General features: G+C 71.1%; 15 protein-coding genes, 1 tRNA gene and 1 pseudogene. 6 read left to right on the top strand and 11 right to left on the bottom strand.

Annotated elements, in window-relative coordinates; all coding sequences use genetic code 11:
- A pseudogene (locus ACHBTE_RS10170) lies at nt 1-2,214 on the top strand (nickel transporter); the annotation flags it as partial.
- Between the two features lie 18 nt (nt 2,215-2,232).
- On the opposite strand, the gene ACHBTE_RS10165 reads toward ACHBTE_RS10170, so the two are convergent.
- The gene (locus ACHBTE_RS10165; protein ID WP_394723266.1) at nt 2,233-2,811 is read right to left on the bottom strand and encodes a TetR family transcriptional regulator; all 579 of its coding nucleotides are present in this window, start codon (nt 2,809-2,811) and stop codon (nt 2,233-2,235) included.
- Between the two features lie 130 nt (nt 2,812-2,941).
- Here ACHBTE_RS10165 and ACHBTE_RS10160 point away from each other — a divergent pair, with 130 nt between their 5' ends.
- The gene (locus ACHBTE_RS10160; protein ID WP_394723265.1) at nt 2,942-4,135 is read left to right on the top strand and encodes an MFS transporter; all 1,194 of its coding nucleotides are present in this window, start codon (nt 2,942-2,944) and stop codon (nt 4,133-4,135) included.
- A gap of 150 nt (nt 4,136-4,285) precedes the next feature.
- Here the strand turns inward: ACHBTE_RS10160 and ACHBTE_RS10155 are convergent, their stop codons facing one another.
- The 6 genes from ACHBTE_RS10155 to ACHBTE_RS10130 all read right to left on the bottom strand — a co-directional run bounded on the left by ACHBTE_RS10155 (nt 4,286) and on the right by ACHBTE_RS10130 (nt 10,173).
- A complete protein-coding gene (locus tag ACHBTE_RS10155; protein WP_394723264.1) occupies nt 4,286-5,962 on the bottom strand; it encodes a long-chain fatty acid--CoA ligase in 1,677 nt (558 codons plus the stop codon).
- Between the two features lie 193 nt (nt 5,963-6,155).
- Complete coding sequence (locus ACHBTE_RS10150) at nt 6,156-6,716, bottom strand: SigE family RNA polymerase sigma factor (RefSeq protein ID WP_394723263.1); 561 nt, start codon at nt 6,714-6,716, stop codon at nt 6,156-6,158.
- Nucleotides 6,717-6,873: 157 nt separating this feature from the next.
- A complete protein-coding gene (locus ACHBTE_RS10145) occupies nt 6,874-8,040 on the bottom strand; it encodes a lipid-transfer protein (protein WP_394723262.1) in 1,167 nt (388 codons plus the stop codon).
- Nucleotides 8,037-8,468 carry a MaoC family dehydratase gene (locus tag ACHBTE_RS10140; protein WP_394723260.1) on the bottom strand — a complete coding sequence of 144 codons (432 nt, stop codon included), beginning with the start codon at nt 8,466-8,468 and terminating at the stop codon, nt 8,037-8,039. Before ACHBTE_RS10140 ends, ACHBTE_RS10145 begins: the two co-directional genes overlap by 4 nt.
- Nucleotides 8,465-9,493 carry a bifunctional MaoC family dehydratase N-terminal/OB-fold nucleic acid binding domain-containing protein gene (locus ACHBTE_RS10135; RefSeq protein ID WP_394723258.1) on the bottom strand — a complete coding sequence of 343 codons (1,029 nt, stop codon included), beginning with the start codon at nt 9,491-9,493 and terminating at the stop codon, nt 8,465-8,467. The genes ACHBTE_RS10140 and ACHBTE_RS10135 overlap by 4 nt, the downstream gene beginning before the upstream one ends.
- Before the next feature lie 353 nt (nt 9,494-9,846).
- Entirely contained in the window at nt 9,847-10,173 is a 327-nt protein-coding gene (locus tag ACHBTE_RS10130; RefSeq protein WP_394723257.1) for a hypothetical protein, read from the bottom strand.
- A gap of 374 nt (nt 10,174-10,547) precedes the next feature.
- Here ACHBTE_RS10130 and ACHBTE_RS10125 point away from each other — a divergent pair, with 374 nt between their 5' ends.
- The 4 genes from ACHBTE_RS10125 to ACHBTE_RS10110 all read left to right on the top strand — a co-directional run bounded on the left by ACHBTE_RS10125 (nt 10,548) and on the right by ACHBTE_RS10110 (nt 12,809).
- On the top strand, nt 10,548-11,411 hold the full coding sequence (locus ACHBTE_RS10125; RefSeq protein ID WP_394723256.1) for a bifunctional DNA primase/polymerase: 864 nt from the start codon (nt 10,548-10,550) through the stop codon (nt 11,409-11,411).
- A 194-nt stretch (nt 11,412-11,605) separates the two neighbouring features.
- Nucleotides 11,606-12,037, top strand: coding sequence for a hypothetical protein (locus ACHBTE_RS10120; protein WP_394723255.1), 432 nt, complete (start codon nt 11,606-11,608; stop codon nt 12,035-12,037).
- A gap of 106 nt (nt 12,038-12,143) precedes the next feature.
- Nucleotides 12,144-12,530, top strand: coding sequence for an amphi-Trp domain-containing protein (locus tag ACHBTE_RS10115; protein WP_394723254.1), 387 nt, complete (start codon nt 12,144-12,146; stop codon nt 12,528-12,530).
- A gap of 78 nt (nt 12,531-12,608) precedes the next feature.
- Nucleotides 12,609-12,809 carry an SCO3870 family protein gene (locus tag ACHBTE_RS10110; protein WP_394723253.1) on the top strand — a complete coding sequence of 67 codons (201 nt, stop codon included), beginning with the start codon at nt 12,609-12,611 and terminating at the stop codon, nt 12,807-12,809.
- A 129-nt stretch (nt 12,810-12,938) separates the two neighbouring features.
- On the opposite strand, the gene ACHBTE_RS10105 is transcribed toward ACHBTE_RS10110, so the two are convergent.
- The 4 genes from ACHBTE_RS10105 to ACHBTE_RS10090 all read right to left on the bottom strand — a co-directional run bounded on the left by ACHBTE_RS10105 (nt 12,939) and on the right by ACHBTE_RS10090 (nt 17,197).
- Nucleotides 12,939-13,025: transfer RNA gene (locus tag ACHBTE_RS10105), tRNA-Ser, on the bottom strand.
- 135 nt (nt 13,026-13,160) lie between these two features.
- Entirely contained in the window at nt 13,161-13,625 is a 465-nt protein-coding gene (locus ACHBTE_RS10100) for a hypothetical protein (RefSeq protein ID WP_394723252.1), read from the bottom strand.
- A gap of 224 nt (nt 13,626-13,849) precedes the next feature.
- Nucleotides 13,850-15,388, bottom strand: a complete 1,539-nt coding sequence (locus ACHBTE_RS10095; RefSeq protein WP_394723251.1) for a serine/threonine-protein kinase — start codon at nt 15,386-15,388, stop codon at nt 13,850-13,852.
- Nucleotides 15,389-15,661: 273 nt separating this feature from the next.
- Nucleotides 15,662-17,197: a S1C family serine protease gene (locus ACHBTE_RS10090; RefSeq protein WP_394723250.1), complete on the bottom strand. Its 1,536-nt coding sequence runs from the start codon at nt 17,195-17,197 to the stop codon at nt 15,662-15,664.
- Nucleotides 17,198-17,459: the final 262 nt, after the last annotated feature.

Here is a 17,459-nt window from a genome sequence, read left to right as displayed (position 1 = left end):
CGCAAGGTCTTCGCGCTGCCGCCCGCCGCGGCGGACCGCGCCGTCGCCGGTGCGCCGGAGGCACCGGGCGGCGCCGGAACGGCCCCGGTCGCGGGTCCGGCTGCGAGTGCGGGTCCGGCTGCGGCCGCGGGTCCGGTCGCGGCTACGGCAATGGTGCCGGGGCAGGCTCCGGGGCCGGTGCCTGGTCAGGCTCCGGTTGCTGTTCCCGTTCCCCTTCCCGTTCCGGGGCAGGGGCCCGTCCCCGCGCAGGGGCAGGTCCCGGGACAGGTTCCGGCTCAGGCTCCGGTGCCGGCGCCGGGTGCTCCCGGTGACGTGCTCCTCGACGAGGGTCGGCACGATGCCGTGCCGCACGACCAGGCCCATGACCACACCCCGCCGCAGCCGCATCCGACCAGCGCGCCGACCGGGCGCCGCCGACGGGCCGTGGCACAGCCGGCGGAAGCAGCCGGGACGCCTGCCCAGGGAGTACCGGCCCAGGGCGTACCGGCTCAGGGCGGACAAGCCCCGGGCGACCAGGGGCAGGGCGTTCCCGTGGCCGTGCCCGGTCAGTCCCCGTCGGCGCAGCCGGTGCCCGGCGGTCCGCTGCCCGCCGAGGCGACCCCTGGTCAGGGTGTCCCCGCGCAGGGCACTCCGGCCCAGGGTGTCCCCGCCCCGCAGCCGTGGCCCGCTGCGGACGGCACGGCCGGGGCCGGCATCGCCGTAGCGGCGAACGGCGCCGCCACCCCCGTACCTCCGCAGCCGAGCACCGCACAGCAGGCACCGCAGGCAGGGTCCGCAACACAGGCACCGTCCGCACAGGCACAGGCCGCGTCCGGCACTCCGGTGCCGGGCACTCCCCTGCCGGACGAGGCGGCGGGGCGGCAGCGTGCTGCGCAGCCGCTTCCGGCCGAGGCGGGGGCGCCCGTCGCGCCCGTCGACCCGAACTCGACACAGGGCCGGGCGATCAGTGTGCGGACCCTGGGGCAGGGGGTGCCGTTCACGCGGCAGGCGGCGCAGGTGCAGCAGCCCGCGCAGTCGACGGCCACCCCGCCCCCGCATCAGGGCGGTGGCGGCGGACGGCGCCGCAAGCTGGGTACGCCGCCCGACCCCGCCACGCGTACGGGTGCCGCGGGGGAGCAGGCGGCGCGACCGCATCCGTCGGCGGAGCAGTCGGCCGCCGCACAGCCGGGGGGTGTACAGCCGGGGGCCGTACAGCCCGTAGCCGCGCAGCCCGTGACCGCACAGCAGGTTCCCGCGGCGCCGCCGCAGCCGTCACTCGGCGGCCAGCCCCCGGCCTCCCCTGTCTCCTCACAGACCTCCCAGACCTCCCAGACCACGCAGACCTCGCAGGCCGGGCAGTCGCGGCTGTCGCCGCTGACCGAGGGCGCCGGACGGTCGTACGCCATAGGCGCACCGGACGAGAACGCCGCCGAGGGGCCCGAGCCGCTGGACGGGCCGGGCGGGGCCGTCGAGGTCGCCGACACTCCGCGTCCGCAGCCGATGGACGACGAACTGCCGCCGGAGCCGCTGGACAACCCGCGACGGCTGCTGGTGTGGCCGGCGCCGGATGTGACGACCCAACAGGCGCTCAGCGACCGCGGCTACCGGCCCGTCATCGTGCATTCGCGCGAGGAGGTCGACGCGCAGATCGCGGCGTTCCCGGCCGCCCTGTTCGTCGACCCGCTGACCGGGCCGATCACCCGGACCGCGCTCCAGTCGCTGCGGCAGGCCGCCGTCGCGGCGGAGGTGCCGGTGATGGTGACGGCGGGGCTCGGGCAGGCCTCGCGGGAGGCGGCGTACGGCGCCGATCCGGCCGTACTGCTGAAGGCGCTGGCCCCGCGGGACAGCGAGCAGCACCCGCCGCGTGTCCTGCTCATCGAGGAGCACGCGGAGATCGCGCTGGCGCTGACCGCGACCCTGGAGCGGCGCGGGATGCAGGTGGCACGGGCCGCGAGCGATGCCGACGCCGTGACACTGGCGGGCGACTTCCGGCCGAACCTGGTCGTGATGGACCTGATGCAGGTGCACCGGCGCCGGGCCGGGATCGTGGACTGGCTGCGCGCGAACGGGCAGCTCAACCGCACCCCGCTCGTCGTCTACACGGCCGCCGTCGACCAGGCCGACCTGCCCCGGCTGGCGTCGGGCGAGACGGTGCTGTTCCTCGCCGAGCGGTCCACCAGCGGTGAGGTGCAGTCGAGGATCGTGGACCTGCTGTCGCGGATCGGCACCAACTGACCTGCCCGGCGTACGCCTTCAGCGCGCGACGAGCCTGCGTGCCGCCTCCTTGACCGAGGCGCGCAGGCGTTCGCGGTCGTCGTCCGCGTCGCCCACCAGGATGCGGCTCATCTGCGGTACGACGGTGACCCAGTTGGCCATCGCGACCAGCAGGAACAGCAGGTCCTGGGCCGGGATCGCGTCGGTGACGACACCGCGCTCCTGGCCGTCGCGGACCGCGGCGACCTTGTGGGCGTAGTGGGCCTGACGCTCGGCCTCGTCGGGGAGTTCGGCGCTGCCGTACTGGATGCCCTCCCAGTAGAGGAGGCGCAGCAGCTCCGGGTGGGCGCCGTGGTAGTCCATCAACCGGTCCAGCCAGCCGTCGATGTCGTCGATGTCGACGGGGACCGCCGCCGCGAGATCGACCATGCACCGGCCGAGCACCTGGGAGAACAGCTCCGCCTTGTTGCCGTAGTAGGCGTAGATCAGCTGCTTGTTGGCTTTCGCCTCGGCCGCGATGCGGTCGACGCGGGCGCCCGCGATGCCGTACCGGGCGAACTCGGCGACGGCCGCGTCGAAGATCCGGGCCTTGGTGGCCTCGGGGTCTCTCACTCCCATGGGTTCAGGGTAGCGGGCAAGTAACCAACTATTTGGTTGACTGGGAGGGACGGTCGACGCAGACTGTTCGACGCCATCATTCAACCAACTAGTTGGTTATTAGAGCGGACTCGAAGGGGTCACTCCTCCCATGTCGTCAGCGAACACCACCCAGCAGGTCGCGCCCGCTCGTCGGTCGACCGACCCTGCCGCCGTGTCCCGCTTCTTCCTCCCCCTCATCGCCCTGTGCTCCGCGGTCACGGCCGCCAACATCTATCTCGCCGCCCCGCTGCTCTCCGTTATCGCCCAGGACTTCGGTACCGCGCCCTCGACGGTGGCCTGGATCGCCTCGATCGCGCAGTTCGGATACGCCGCCGGCCTGCTCTTCTTCGCGCCGCTCGGCGACCGGGTCAGCCGGCGTCCGCTGGTGGCCGTGCTGTCACTGGCCACCACGGCGGCCCTGGCCCTGGGCGCCGCGGCGTCCGGAACCACCGCGCTCGCGGCAGCCATCCTCGTCGCCTCCGCCGCGACCGTCGTCCCCCAGCTCCTGGTCCCGCTCGTCGCCGAACGCGCGCCCGCCGAACGCCGCGCCCGCCATGTCGCCACCGTCATCGCCGGGCTCTTCGCCGGCATCGTCGCGGCCCGTGTCCTCGGCGGTCTGGCCGGGCAGGCTTTCGGCTGGCGGTGGGTGTTCGCCGGAGCGGCCGTCCTCACCGCGGTGCTCGGGCTGCTGACCGCCGCCGTCCTGCCGGCCGAACGCCCTCGCCGGACCGGCGGCCTCTTCACGGGCCTGACCTCGATGCCGGGTCTGGTACGCCGCTCCCCCGACCTGTGGCGCGCCTGCATACGGCAGGCCGGCATGTACGGCGCCTGGAGCGCCCTGTGGACCACGCTGACCCTGCTGCTGACCGCGCAGCCCTACGCCCTCTCGACCGCCACCGCCGGGCTCTTCGGCCTCTTCGGACTCTCCGCGAGCCTCGTGGCCCCGCTCGCGGGCGGACTGGTCGACCGCTTCGGCGCCGCCCGGGTCGTACGGTCCGCGTATCTGCTCGCCGTCGTGTCCGTGCCGCTGTTCTGGCTGGGCGGGCGGGTCATGGTCGCCCTCTTCGTGGCCGCCGTCGCCATCCACGCCGCCCTCGTCGCCTCCCATGTCGCCAACCAGACCCTGGCCCTGACCACCACGCCCTCCCCCGCGACCGCCAACAGCGCCTATGTCGTCGCCGGTTTCGCGGGCGGCGCCACCGCCTCGGCCCTCGCGGGCTTCGCCTTCGGGCACTGGGGGTGGGGCGGGGTCTGCGCGGTGGCCGGGGTGTGGCTGGTGTCGGGGTGGGGGGTGACCAGGTGACAACGAGGGAGGGGGTGCGGTGAGGACGAGGACCGTGGCGGTGAGAACGAGGACCGTGGCGGTGAGGGGTGACGAGGGTGCCGTAGCACGCGTACAGCGGCCGGGACGGGGGCTGTCACCCGTCCCGGCCGCCGACCGCCGCGGTGCGTGTCAGAGCTGTGTGACGTCCAGGGCGCCCTCGGCGTACTGCCTGCGCAGCACCTTCTTGTCGAACTTGCCGACACTCGTCTTCGGCACCGCCTCGATGACCGTCCAGCGCTCCGGGAGCTGCCACTTGGCGATCTTGCCCTCGTCGGCGAGGAAGGCGCGCAGGGACTCGAAGTCGGCGGTGGCGCCCTCCTTGAGGACGACCGTCGCCAGCGGGCGCTCACCCCACTTGTCGTCGGGGACGGCGACCACGGCGGCCTCGGCGACGTCCGGGTGGGACATCAGGGCGTTCTCCAGCTCGACCGAGGAGATCCACTCGCCGCCGGACTTGATGACGTCCTTGGCGCGGTCGGTGAGGGTGAGGAAGCCGTCGCGGGAGATGGTGCCGACGTCGCCGGTCTTCAGCCAGCCGTCCTCGCTGAACTTGTCGGCAGGGCGCAGCGGTTCGGCGTCGGGGCCGTTGTAGTAGGCGCCCGCGATCCAGGGGCCGCGCACCTCCAGCTCGCCCGCGGACTCGCCGTCCCACGGGATGCGCTCGCCGCCGGGGCCGGTGAGGCGGGCCTCGACGCTCGCCGGGAAACGGCCCTGGGTCAGCCGGTACCCGAACTCCGCCTCCGTGCCGACCGCGTGGGCCGGGGGACGGGCGATCGTGCCGAGCGGGGAGGTCTCCGTCATGCCCCAGGCGTGGCAGACCCGCATGCCCAGTGCGTCGAACGCCTCCATCAGCGAGGGCGGGCAGGCGGAACCGCCGATCGTGACCTGGCCGAGGGTGGAGACGTCCCGGGGCTTGGCGGTGAGCTCGGCGAGCAGGCCCTGCCAGATGGTGGGCACGGCGGCGGCGTGGGTCGGCTTCTCGCCCTCGATCATCTCGGCGAGGGGCGCGGGCTGCAGGAAGCGGTCCGGCATCAGCATGTTGACGCCGGTCATGAAGGTGGCGTGCGGCAGGCCCCACGCGTTGACGTGGAACTGCGGGACCACGACGAGCGAGGTGTCCTGGTCCGTCAGACCCATCGACTGCGTCATGTTCACCTGCATGGAGTGCAGATAGATCGAACGGTGGGAGTAGACGACGCCCTTCGGGTCGCCCGTGGTGCCGGAGGTGTAGCACATCGAGGCGGCCTGCCGCTCGTCCAGCTCCGGCCAGTCGTACGCCGTCGGCTTGCCGGCGATCAGGTCCTCGTACTCGTGCACCTGGACCGAGGCGTCCGCGAGGAGGGAACGGTCACCCGGACCCGACACCACCACGTGCTCCACGGTCTTGAGGTGCGGGAGCAGCGGGGCGAGCAGGGGGAGGAGCGAGCCGTTGGCGATGACGACCCGGTCGGCGGCGTGGTTGACGATCCACGCCAGCTGCTCGGGCGGGAGGCGGAGGTTGAGGGTGTGCAGGATCGCGCCCATGGAGGGGATCGCGAAGTACGCCTCGACGTGCTCGGCGTTGTTCCACATCAGGGTCGCGACCCGCTCGTCACCGGTGACGCCCAGGTCCTCGCGCAGGGCGTGCGCCAGCTGTGCCGCTCGGGCACCGACCTCGGCGAAGGAACGGCGATGCGGCTCGGCCTCGCCGGTCCAGGTGGTGATCTGTGATGTGCCGTGGATCGTCGACCCGTGGGTCAGGATTCTCGAGATCAGCAGCGGTACGTCCTGCATGGTGCTCAGCACGGCGTCCTCCCGGGGCGACATTGCCTACGCGGTAGTAAGGGTTGCGCAGATTCTGCGCGCATACCGCGCGGTATGTCACTAGGGCCGGGCGATCGATCATGTCACGTTGCGTTCACAGGGCTCTGACGGTAGAGGTGAGGGGGCGCGGTGGGGGTGAGGGGAGGGGCGCCGACAGGGGTGGGGGAGGGCTCACGCTCGCTGTGCCGGGCCGTGCCTACCGGACCAGGCCCAGCTCCGGATCCTCGCGCAGCTTGCCGAGCGCCCTGGACACCGCCGACTTCACCGTGCCGACCGAGACGCCGAGCACCTCCGCTGTCTGAACCTCACTGAGGTCCTCGTAGTAGCGCAGCACGACCATCGCCCGCTGCCGCGCCGGCAGCCGCATGATCGCGCGCCACATGGCGTCGTGCAGCGCCTGCCGCTCCGCCGGGTCGTCGCCGTGGCCGGACACTGGATCCGGCTCGGGCAGCTCGTCGCAGGCGAACTCGTCGACCTTGCGCTTGCGCCACTGCGAGGTCCGCGTGTTCAGCAGCGCCCTGCGCACATAGCCGTCGAGCGCGCGATGGTCCTGTATCCGCTCCCAGGCGACGTATGTCTTGGTCAGCGCCGTCTGCAACAGGTCCTCTGCGTCGCTCGGGTTCGCCGTCAGCGACCGTGCGGTACGCAGCAGCACCGGCTGACGGGCCCGCACGTACGACGAGAAGGAGGGATACGTCGCGCTCGGAAGGGACCGCGTCGCGGCGTCGGAAGCGCTGGTGCAGACGGGTGTGGTCATGGCTCCCACGCTATGAGCGACCCCTGCTTCGGCGGATCGGCCCCAGGTGCCGAAGCTGCGTCCGCCTCAGGTTGTAGGGCCGGGGCCCCCTCCACCTCCTGAAGGTGGACGAGCGGGGGACACCGACTGCGGGATCACCCCTGGGGGGAGGCCGCGCTCAACCCCCGCCGGCAAGGATCAGACCCGACGTCGGCACGCCCGTGCCCGCCGTCACCAGTACCCGCTCCGCGCCCGGTATCTGGTTCACGGACGTACCCCGTACCTGCCTCACCGCCTCGGCGATGCCGTTCATCCCATGCAGATACGCCTCCCCCAGCTGCCCCCCGTGTGTGTTGATCGGCAACCGCTCCTCGGCCACGAAGTCCCCCGCCTCCCCCTTTCCACAGAACCCGAACTCCTCCAGCTGCATCAGCACGAACGGCGTGAAGTGGTCGTACAGGATCCCCACGTCGATCTCCTCGGGCCCGAGCCCCGCCGTTCGCCACAGTTGCCGCGCCACCACGCCCATCTCCGGCAGGCCGGTGAGGTCGTCCCGGTAGAAGCTCGTCATCTGCTCCTGCCCGCGCCCGGCGCCCTGGGCCGCCGCCGCTATGACCGCCGGCCTGCGCGGCAGGGCACGGGCCCGCTCGACGGACGTGACGACGAGCGCCTGGCCGCCGTCCGTCTCCTGACAGCAGTCCAGCAGCCGCAGCGGCTCCACGATCCACCGGGAGGCCGCGTGGTCGGCGAGGGTGATGGGTCTGCCGTGGAAGTACGCGGCCGGGTTGGTCGCCGCGTACCTGCGGCCGGTCACCGCCACCTGCCCGAACACCTCCGGCGTCAACCCATGGGTGTGCAGATAGCGCTGGGCTGCCATCGCGACCCAGGAGGCCGGTGTGAGCAGCCCGAACGGCAGCGACCAGCCGAGCGCCACCCCCTCCGCCGACGGCTCCCGGTGCTGCACCCCCGAGCCGAAGCGCCGCCCCGACCGTTCGTTGAACGCCCGGTAGCAGACCACCACCTCCGCGACGCCCGTCGCCACGGCGAGCGCCGCCTGCTGGACGGTCGCACAGGCCGCGCCGCCGCCGTAGTGGACGCGGGAGAAGAAGGACAGCTCACCCATGCCGCACGCCTGGGCCACGGTGATCTCCGGGCTGGTGTCCATCGTGAAGGTCACCAGCCCGTCCACATCGCCCGGCGTCAGCCCTGCGTCGTCCAGCGCGGCCCGGACCGCCTCCACGGCCAGCCGGAGCTCGCTGCGCCCCGACTCCTTGGAGAACTCGGTGGCCCCGACACCGACTATCGCCGCCCGGCCGGCCAGGGCGTCCCGTCGACGCACACTCATGCCGGGCCTGCCGAGGGCGTGTTCGACGGCGTGGTTGCCGCGTTGTTCGACGGCACGGTCACCGTCACCGTGCCGGTCACATGTCGGCCGATCTCGTTCACGCCGACCACTCGGACCGTCGCCGTGTCGCCGTCGACCTCTTCGATCGTGCCCGTCAACACCATCGTGTCCCCCGGGTAGTTGGGCGCGCCGAGCCGTATGGCCATCCTGCGCAGTACGGCCGTCGGCCCGAAGTGGTCGGTGATGTAGCGGCCGACGAGGCCGTTGGTCGTCAGGATGTTCATGAAGATGTCCGGGGATCCTTTGGCGCGGGCCAGCTCCGCGTCATGATGCACGTCCTGGTAGTCGCGCGAGGCGATGGCTCCGGCGACGATCAGGGTGCGGGTGATCGGGACCTCCGAAGGGGGCAGCTCCTCACCGGCGTTCACGCGACCTCCTCCCGCGCATGGAAGACCGGCAGCACCAACTCATCGTCGTACGCCCGGAATTCGAGCCGCACCGGCATGCCGATCCGCACCTTGTCGTACGGCACGCCGACCACGTTGCTGATCATCCGCACGCCTTCCGCCAGCTCGATCAGTGCGACCGCGTACGGCGGGTCGAAGGCCGGGAAGGGCGGGTGGTGCATCACCACGTACGAGTGGACCGACCCCTCGCCGCTCGCCTCGACCGTGTCCCAGTCCAGGCCGCCGCAGGCGTTGCAGCCGGGCAGCCAGGGGTGACGCAGGGTGACGCAACCGGTGCAGCGCTGGATGAGCAGGCGGTGACGCCGGACGCCTTCCCAGAAGCCTGCGTTGTCTTGGTTCACGACGGGGCGGGGGCGGAAGCGGGGACGGAGAGGCTTCTGCCGCGGGCCTGACCGGGCGGCCTGGCGGATGGGGGCTTCTGCATCACGTACGGGTGCTTTACGTATGGATGCGGACGCGGGCGCGTACTTGAGGATGCGGAAGCGGTGGGTGCCCGCCGTGTGCGGACCGACGCGGACGTCCATGCGGGTCGTGACGAAATAGCCCGTGCCGAGCTTCGTCGTCTTCCGCTGCGACACCGTCTCGATCACCGAGTCGAAAGTGATCTCGTCCCCGGGCCGCAGGGGCCGTAGATACTCCTGCTCGCAGTCGGTGGCGACCACCGAGGTGTAACCGGCCTCGTCGAGCAGGGTGAGCAGTTCCTCGTACGCGTGCGCCCGTCCCGTCTGCCCGGAGGGGCCGTAGAGACCGGACAGGCCCGCCATGGTCCACGCCTGGAGCATGGCGGGGGGCGCGATGGCGTCCGGCCCCTCGTACGCCGGGTTGGTGTCGCCCATCGCCTCGCACCAGTGCCGGATCATGGGGGCGTTGACCGGGTCCCTGCCCGGCCTGGCGACGGCGGCCGACCGGCCCTCGTAGACCTTCAGGCGCTCGCCGAACTCGTCGCCCGTCTCCACTTCACGGCTCACCACCGGCTCGTAACTCACCGTCGCCCCTTCGTCCATGGACCTCGTGGCCCTCAGCGCATCGCGACCCTGCCGAAGACATGGGCACGAAGGCCGAGGCCGGCGCCTCCTGAAGGTTTCTGACTGTCCGTCAGGTAACAGGCGCTGTCAAGGCCGCCAGGGCATGCCGGACCCACCGGGCGGCCTCCCACTCCATCGGACCGACCCCGTGGAGCACACTGGGCCGAACCCGCGGAGCACACCGCGCCGAACCCCGAAAAACGCCTGTGCGGCGGCACCGAAGTACCGCCGCACAGACGCGCTACACCCCAAACGCACACCCACTCAGTTCCCGAGGGGGCCGGTGCTGAGCACGGGGCACCGACCCCCTCAGCTCACCACCAGAGCGGCGTGAAGTTGACCGCCGTGTTGTCGTTGCCCTGATTGACGGCCGTGAACGCGGAGCCGTTGACCTGGGCGGTGTTGCTCTGGTTGGAGGCGCCCGAGCCGGACGCCTGCTGCTGGGTCGTGGACGAGTTGCCGAAGTTGTCACCGCCGACCCCGCTGCCGACGAGGCCCTGGGCGGCGTTCGTGACGGCCGCGCTGGATCCGTCGTCCGCGATGGCGCCGTTGTCCGCCGCTGCGACGCCGGCGAAGAGGGCGGCGGCCAGCGGGAGGGCGGAGACGGCGGCGATGACGCGGGCAGTACGGATGCTTGCCATGTTGTTCCTCCAGAACAGGTGCGCCCAGGCTCCCCGCCGGACGCATAGGTGGTGCATGAAGTACTGCTCGTTCCCAGGCAGTTGGCCGACCGCCCCGGAGTCCTGCACGACGTCGCGAGATCAGAGTTGCCCACCGAATCCCCGGCGAACCACCCAGGAAGCCTCTATTCGCCCTGAAGCGTGATGACAAGTCGATAAACCCCTTTCGTCACTTCAAAGTCACAGACCGGGACGGCACAGACGGCTCACACCCAAGCCACACAGGGGACGAACCGTTCCTGCAACTGCCGGCCAAACGCCCCAGTCCGCCAAGCCACCCCCGACCACCCCCTCCCCCCCTTTCCTTTTTCGAACATACGTACGAACATAGAGCCATGGCCACCACCGACCGGCAGGCCACGACGCTGGCCCTCGCACACGCCCTGTCAGCCGCCGAACGCGGACTGGCCGTCATCCCCCTGTCCCGGACGAAACTCCCGGCCCTGCGCTCCCCGCACCGCGGCCAACCCGACCCCGCGCCCTGCCACGGCGAGTGCGGTCGTGTCGGGCACGGGGTCTACGACGCCTCGACCGACCCCGCCCGCATCCGCGAACTCTTCGCCGCCGCGCCCTGGGCGACGGGCTACGGCATCGCCTGCGGCCTGCCCCCGCACCACCTGATCGGCATCGACCTCGACACCAAATCCGGTACGGACTCCTCGGCCGCCCTGCGGGAACTCGCGCTGCGCCACCTCTTCACGATTCCGCCCACGGTGGTGGTCCTGACGCCGAGCGGGGGCCGCCATCTCTGGCTCACCGGCCCCGCCGAGGCCGTCGTCCCCAACTCCGCGGGCCGGCTCGCGCCGGGCATCGACATCCGCGGCGCCGGCGGCTACCTGGTCGGCCCCGGCTCCCGCACCGACCACGGCGTCTACAGCACCGCTCCCGGCACCGCCCACCTCGCCCCCGCGCCCTGCCCGCGCGCCCTCCTGCGCCTCCTGCTCCCCCCGCCCCGCACGCACCAGCCCACGCCCCCGTCGACGGGCCACGGGCAAGGGCTCGTCCAGTTCGTACTCGCCGCCCATGAGGGCCAGCGCAACACCCGGCTGTTCTGGGCGGCCTGCCGCGCCTACGAGGACGGGATCGGCCCCGCCCTGGTCGACCCACTGGTCGAGGCGGCCCTCGACACCGGCCTGAGCGAACGGGAGGCCCGAGCGACGATCGCGTCGGCGGCACGGATGACGGGGCATCGGGCCTGAGGGGAGGCGGGCCATGCCACGGGCCTTGAGCTCGGACGCCATGCGAACGGAGCGCCATGCGAACGAGCGTTATGCGAATGAGCGCCATGCGAGCGGACGCCCTGCGTGGACGCCCTGCGAGCGGACCCTTGCGAGTGGACGCCCTGCCAGAAATTCCCGGGAGCTCGATGCACCACTGCCCTAAAGTGCCGACCATGTCTCTGGCACGTGTCGTCCTCACCTCCGGCCGCCAACTCGACCTGTCCGAGCTGCGGCTCTCCTCGACGTACGGCGGAATGCTCGAGGGCTACCCGTGCAAGCTGGTCAACGACATGACGATCAAGGGGCTCGTGCGAACGGCTGAGCTCGCGCACCCCGGCAATGCGGTCCACCTCGTCCCACCGCCGCGCGAGTACCCCGACCAGTACTCGGGCGCCTTCGGTCCGGTCGAGGTGCTGCCGTCGGTGGCCTGCGTCGGCGCCTTCCACTCCACGGCCCTCGACCCCGAGCACGACCCGGTCCTCCACCGCTCCGCCCTGACGATCATCTGGTTCCAGCCGACCCCGCAGGTGCCCTCCGGTTGCGACGCGGAGGATGCGCTACGGGAGGTGGCGTGGGAGGAGTTGGCGCGGGACCACGAGCTGTAGACCTGCCTCGGAGTCGCTGAGCTTCTCAGCAAGATGTCCAGGTCGGCATATGGCGACAAAATGGGCCATACCTGCTGTCTGAACATGTGCTGGATCGGAGAATGCGATGTCGGACCTCAAGCTGGAACAGAAGCGCTCGCTGTCCCGCCTCGAAGCGGCTGATCAGCTGGAGGCCCTGGCAGCGGCCCTGAGGCAGGGCGGGGAGGCCGAAGTGGAGATCGACCCCTGGACGCTGAGCCTGCGGATCCCCTCCGATCTTCGCGGCGAGATCGAGGTGGAGGTGGGTGACGGGGAGATCGAGCTGGAGATCGAGTTCAAGTGGCCCACCGGACCGGCGCCCAGGGCGACGAAGTCCGACGAGACACCGACGACCGCACCGAAGGCCGGGGGCGGTGGGACCCGGGGCGCACGCAAGACCGCGTCCTCCGCATCCGGGCGCACTCGCTCCAGCACCGGCAGGGCGTCGAAACGGACGGCAGCGAAGAAGTCCTGAGCCGAGCGAGGCCGCTGAAACAGCGATGCATGTAGCCTCGATGGTGATCAACCGTCTCTTGGCTTGGGGGAAGTACCAATGACGAAGGGCCCGTTCGTCGCCATGGCCGCGGTGACCGCCGTACTCGGAACCGCACTCGGCGCCCTTGCGCTGCAACTTCGCGCAAACGGCTACGAGCAGTACGTCGAATCCGTCGCCACCTTCAGCGTCCTGATGTACATCACGGCAGCTTTGACAGTGGTGACGTGGGTCCGCGACGGCCGACCGCACGAGAACTGATCCGCGGCCATGCCCCATCCGGGCCCGACGGACCGGGGCTCGGACTCTCGGAGGCCCCGGTCACCGACAAGCAACGTGAATGACGAAGGCCCCTGACCGATATTGCTGGTCAGGAGCCTTCCGTCCGCGCGGTGGGTGTGGGATTTGAACCCACGGTGACATCGCTGCCACGACGGTTTTCAAGACCGTTCCCTTAGGCCGCTCGGGCAACCCACCTCGCCCCGGCCCACCTGGGGCGGAGCGGGTACAGCGTACCGGCCTCGGGCGCTGTGTGGGGTCAGTGGTCCACTCAGGTGGGCTCGGCCTGGGTGGACCACAGGTCCATCGCCCTTCTGATCCCCTTGGAGGGCACTACATGGCGTGAGTGCCCGACAGGACGGCCATGGACCAGTGCACATCAGCGCCGTCGATCTGCACGGACAAATGCTTCTGTTCGCTGGGCGCGGTGTGGACCCGGCCGATGGTGACCGGGGCGCCGCACGCGATCTCGGAAGGATCTGAGTCCTTGGGTCCGTACCGAATCGTCATGGTGCCCTCGCCCGTACAACGGGCATGGATGGTGTAGACGTTCTCGGTCGGCGTGAACGCGGGCAGCATGCGGCTTGCCGTGCCTTTGGTGACCGGAAGCAGGAAATCAGGCTTCGTCGGTAGGGCCAGGGCGTCCCGGGATGCCTTCTTGGGGTCCGCCGCCACAGCGATCGATGGCGAAGAGGCCGGGGCTGTGGCCGGGGCTGTCGAGCCGGCAGCGCCGCTGTTCGCGGCGCACCCCGAGAGCAGGGCGGCCAGCAAGGCCGGCGCGGCACCATGGCGGCGCATGCAATGACTCCTCGTTGATCACGGCAGTTGAGCAACATCGAGCAGCAACCTGATGCCACGCCAGGGTGAGCGTGCACAGACAGTGACAGAGATGATGGCGGAGGCGTCCAGGTTCCCTGTGCGCGCGAGCGTCCGCGCTGTGGGGAGTCGCTCGGCTTCGCGCTACAGGCGGACGGACACCGGACGGCACACCACGCCGTGGCGGCCCGCCGTCCCGCTCCCCCTCAGCTCTCCCCCCGCAAGCCGACCCCCCTGACCGCGGTGTCGAAGGACGGGCGGTGCTCGTGCCACTGGTCGTCCGGGGCGGAGAGGTAGATCACGTACTGGGTGCCGTCGGTGCTTGCGAAGGCCAGTTCCGCCGCGCGGTACTTGCGAGCCCTGCCGTCGAAGGTGAACTCCCAGTACCCGGCCGGGCGTCCGCGGAAGGTCGTCTCGGCCATCCGCACGCGTTCGTAGCCGGGGTTGTCACGGGCGGTCTGGTCCTCCTCCGTCTCACGCCAGTGTTTGAGGGGGTCGGTGCCGGCGAACTCGACGACATTGACCCTGAGCCCGACCAGCTTGGACGGGTCGATGTAGGCGACCTCGCCGCCGGGGAGCGTCTTGCTGGTCCAGCCGTCCCGCACGGGTACCGAGAGGCCGGTGCCCACCTGCTCGAGGTGGTAGCCGGCGGGCAGCGGCGGGGGCGTCGTGGAGCTGGTGCTCGGCGAGGGCGTGGGACCGTCGGCGCCGGAGGCGTGCGCGGGCCGCTTGCCGGCATCGCCGCCCTTCAACCACCAGAGCGCGCCGCCCACCAGAGAGGCGGTCAGCGCCAGCGCGAGGGCCGACACCAGCACCGTACGGCGACGGCGGTTGCCGGCCGTCGTTTTCTGTTCCTGCTGGTTCACGGGCTTGAGGGCGTCGGCGCGGTCGGGGCGTGTCGGCGCGTCGATGCGCACCGTTCCTGTGCCTTTCACGTCGCCCAGGCGCCGTTCGACTTCGTGTACGTCCATGCGATGCTCGGGATCCTTGAGGAGCAGGCCCTCGATCACGGGGGCCAGGTCCCCGGCGTTGCGCGGGGGCTCGTAGGGGTCCGTCGCGATGGCGTACGCCGTCTCGATCGCGGTGGTGCGGCGGAAGGGGTCCTGCCCCTCGACCGCCTGGTACAGCGTTGCCCCGAGCGCCCACAGATCACTGGCCGGACCGGGATCGGGACGCGCGCCCCTGAGCCGTTCGGGTGCCAGATAGCCGATGGAGCCGATCAGCTCCCCGGGCTTGGTGAGCGAGGACGTTCCCGACTCCATGGCGATCCCGAAGTCGGTGAGAACGATCCGTCCGTCGTTGCCCAGCAGGACGTTGGCGGGTTTGACGTCCCGGTGCAGGACTCCGGCGTCGTGCGCGGCGCGCAGTGCGGCGGCCATGGCACGGCCGATCCGAGCGGCCTCGTCCGGTGGCAGCGCACCGCGTCGCTTCAGTACGTCGCTCAGCGTGGCCGAGGGTATGTACTCCATGACGATGCACGGCAGTCCCTCGTCGTCGACGACGTCGTGCACCACGATCACGTTGGGGTGGGTGATCCGGGCGGCGCTGCGGGCCTCGCGACGGGTGCGTTCGTAGAGCGTCTGGACCTCGTCGTCCTGGAGATGCGGCGGGATGCGCAGCTTCTTCACGGCGACCTGACGGCCGAGGCGCTTGTCCTCGGCCCGCCACACGGTGCCCATGCCGCCACTGCCCACCCGCTCCACCAGCAGGTACCGGCCGGCGACGAGCCGTCCAAGATCGGACACCGAGACCGTCCCCCTCTGTACTTCCCGTTCGCGAACCGCCGAGATCGAATGGGCACGATAGCCCATGCCGACAATCGGGCAGGGGGATCGGTGGATCGGTTTCCGGCCCGCGGCGATGGGGGCCGGCACGCGCGCGTGCGGTCGGATTCTCCCGGTAGCGGATCTCCGGTTTCGGGGATCCCCGGTTTCGGATCTCTGGTTTCGGGGATCCCCGGTTTCGGATCTTCGGTTTCGGATCTTCGGTACTGGGCCTACGCGCGCGTGCCCTCGGCGTCAGCTGTCGCCCGTGCGGGCGCCCAGGGTGAGTTCGATCGTGTGGGACTTGCCGTCCCGTTCGTAGGTGAGCGTGACCTTGTCGCCGGGCTGGTGGGTCCAGATCTCGCCGATGAGGGTCGGGCCGGAGTCGATCACCCGGTCGTCGAGCTTGGTGATGACGTCACCGGGCTTCAGGCCGGCCTTGTCGGCGGGGCCGCCCGCCTCGACCGCGTCCGACCCGCTGGCGCCCTGCTCGGTGATCTTGGCGCCGTCGCTGGTGTCCTCCAGCGAGACGGAGGCGCCGATCTTCGCGTAGACCGGCTTGCCCGTCTTGATCAGCTGCTGGGCGACGTACTTGGCCTGGTTGATCGGGATGGCGAAGCCCAGGCCGATCGAGCCGGACTGGCTGGTGCCGCCGAGGCCGTTGGCGGCGGACTGGATCGCGGAGTTGATCCCGATGACGTTGCCCTGCGCGTCCAGCAGCGGGCCGCCGGAGTTGCCGGGGTTGATCGAGGCGTCGGTCTGGAGGGCGCTCATGTAGGAGGCGTTGCTCCCGGTGCCGTCGCTGGAGGCCACCGGACGGTTCTTGGCGCTGATGATGCCCGTGGTGACGGTGTCGGAGAGGCCGAAGGGGGCGCCGATCGCGATCGTCGAGTCGCCGACCGCCACCTTGTCGGAGTTGCCGAGGGTCAGCGGCTTGAGGTCGGACGGGGCGCTCTTGAGCTTGATGACCGCCACGTCGTAGCCCTGTGCGTGGCCGACGACCTCCGCCTCGTACTTCTTGCCGCTCGGGAAGGTCGCCGCAAGCTTGCCGCTGTCGACCGCGTCGGCCACCACGTGGTTGTTGGTGACGATGTGGCCCTCGGTGTCGAAGACGAAACCGGTCCCGGTGCCGCCCTCGCCGCTGCTGCTCTCGGCCTCGATGGTGACGGTGCTGGGCAGCGCCTTGGCGGCCACGCCCGCCACGGTGCCCGGGTCACGCTTGACGGAGCCGCCGCTGTCGGAGGCGGAGACGGTCGTCGAGGAGGTGTTGTCCTCGTTCTTCGCCAGGGTGTAGCCGAGGCCGCCACCCAGGCCGCCCGCGACCAGCGCGGCGATGAGGACCGCGGCGAGCAGACCACCGCGTCCACGGCCGGACTTCGGCGCCGGCTGCTGGTAGGTGCTCCCCCAGCCGGCCCCCGGGCCCCCGGCCCCGCCGAAGCCGGCACCTGCGCCCGCACCACCCGCGACGGCACCGCTCTCCCCGTACTGCGGCGCGGCCGGCGGCGGCGGGGGCGGCCAGGAGGCGTCGGGCGCCGAGCCCTGGGACGCGGCGGGCGTCTGGACCCCGTTCGACGGCGGCTGAGCACCGTTGGGCGCCTGGGCGGCATACGGCTGGGAACCTTCATGGCTCGCCGGGGCGGCGCCGGGGACCGGCGGCAGCTGAGTGGTCGGGGCGGCGTCGCCCTCGGGGGCCGGACGCTCCGGGGACGCCGGCGCAGCGGGAGCATCCACCGGCACGGGGGGTGCGGGCGGGGCCGGGGGTACCGCGGCGCCCTCGTTCTCGGTGCTCACAGCTTCTCTCCTCGATCCACGGCTGTTGTCTTCGGTCGCACTCGGTCGCACTCAGTCACGCCCGTTCACGCTTGCCATTTTTCATCTTCGGCGGTCGGTGCGTTTCAGCTGTGCATGCCATTTATGTATGCCGTCAGCTTTTCCCACGGGCCGTCAGAGCACCATAAGCGGTTGCTGTGCGTCCACGGCCAATCCTTATATTGGGCATCTCTGACTAAACGGGCGCAATTCCAGCACCCTTGCAATCCCTCCGGTCGCCCGT

Source organism: Streptomyces sp. M41 (genome assembly GCF_043673425.1).
In the GTDB taxonomy this organism is placed as follows: domain Bacteria; phylum Actinomycetota; class Actinomycetes; order Streptomycetales; family Streptomycetaceae; genus Streptomyces.
Note: the sequence above shows the minus strand (reverse complement) of the source record. Positions and strands in the feature narration are given on the sequence as shown.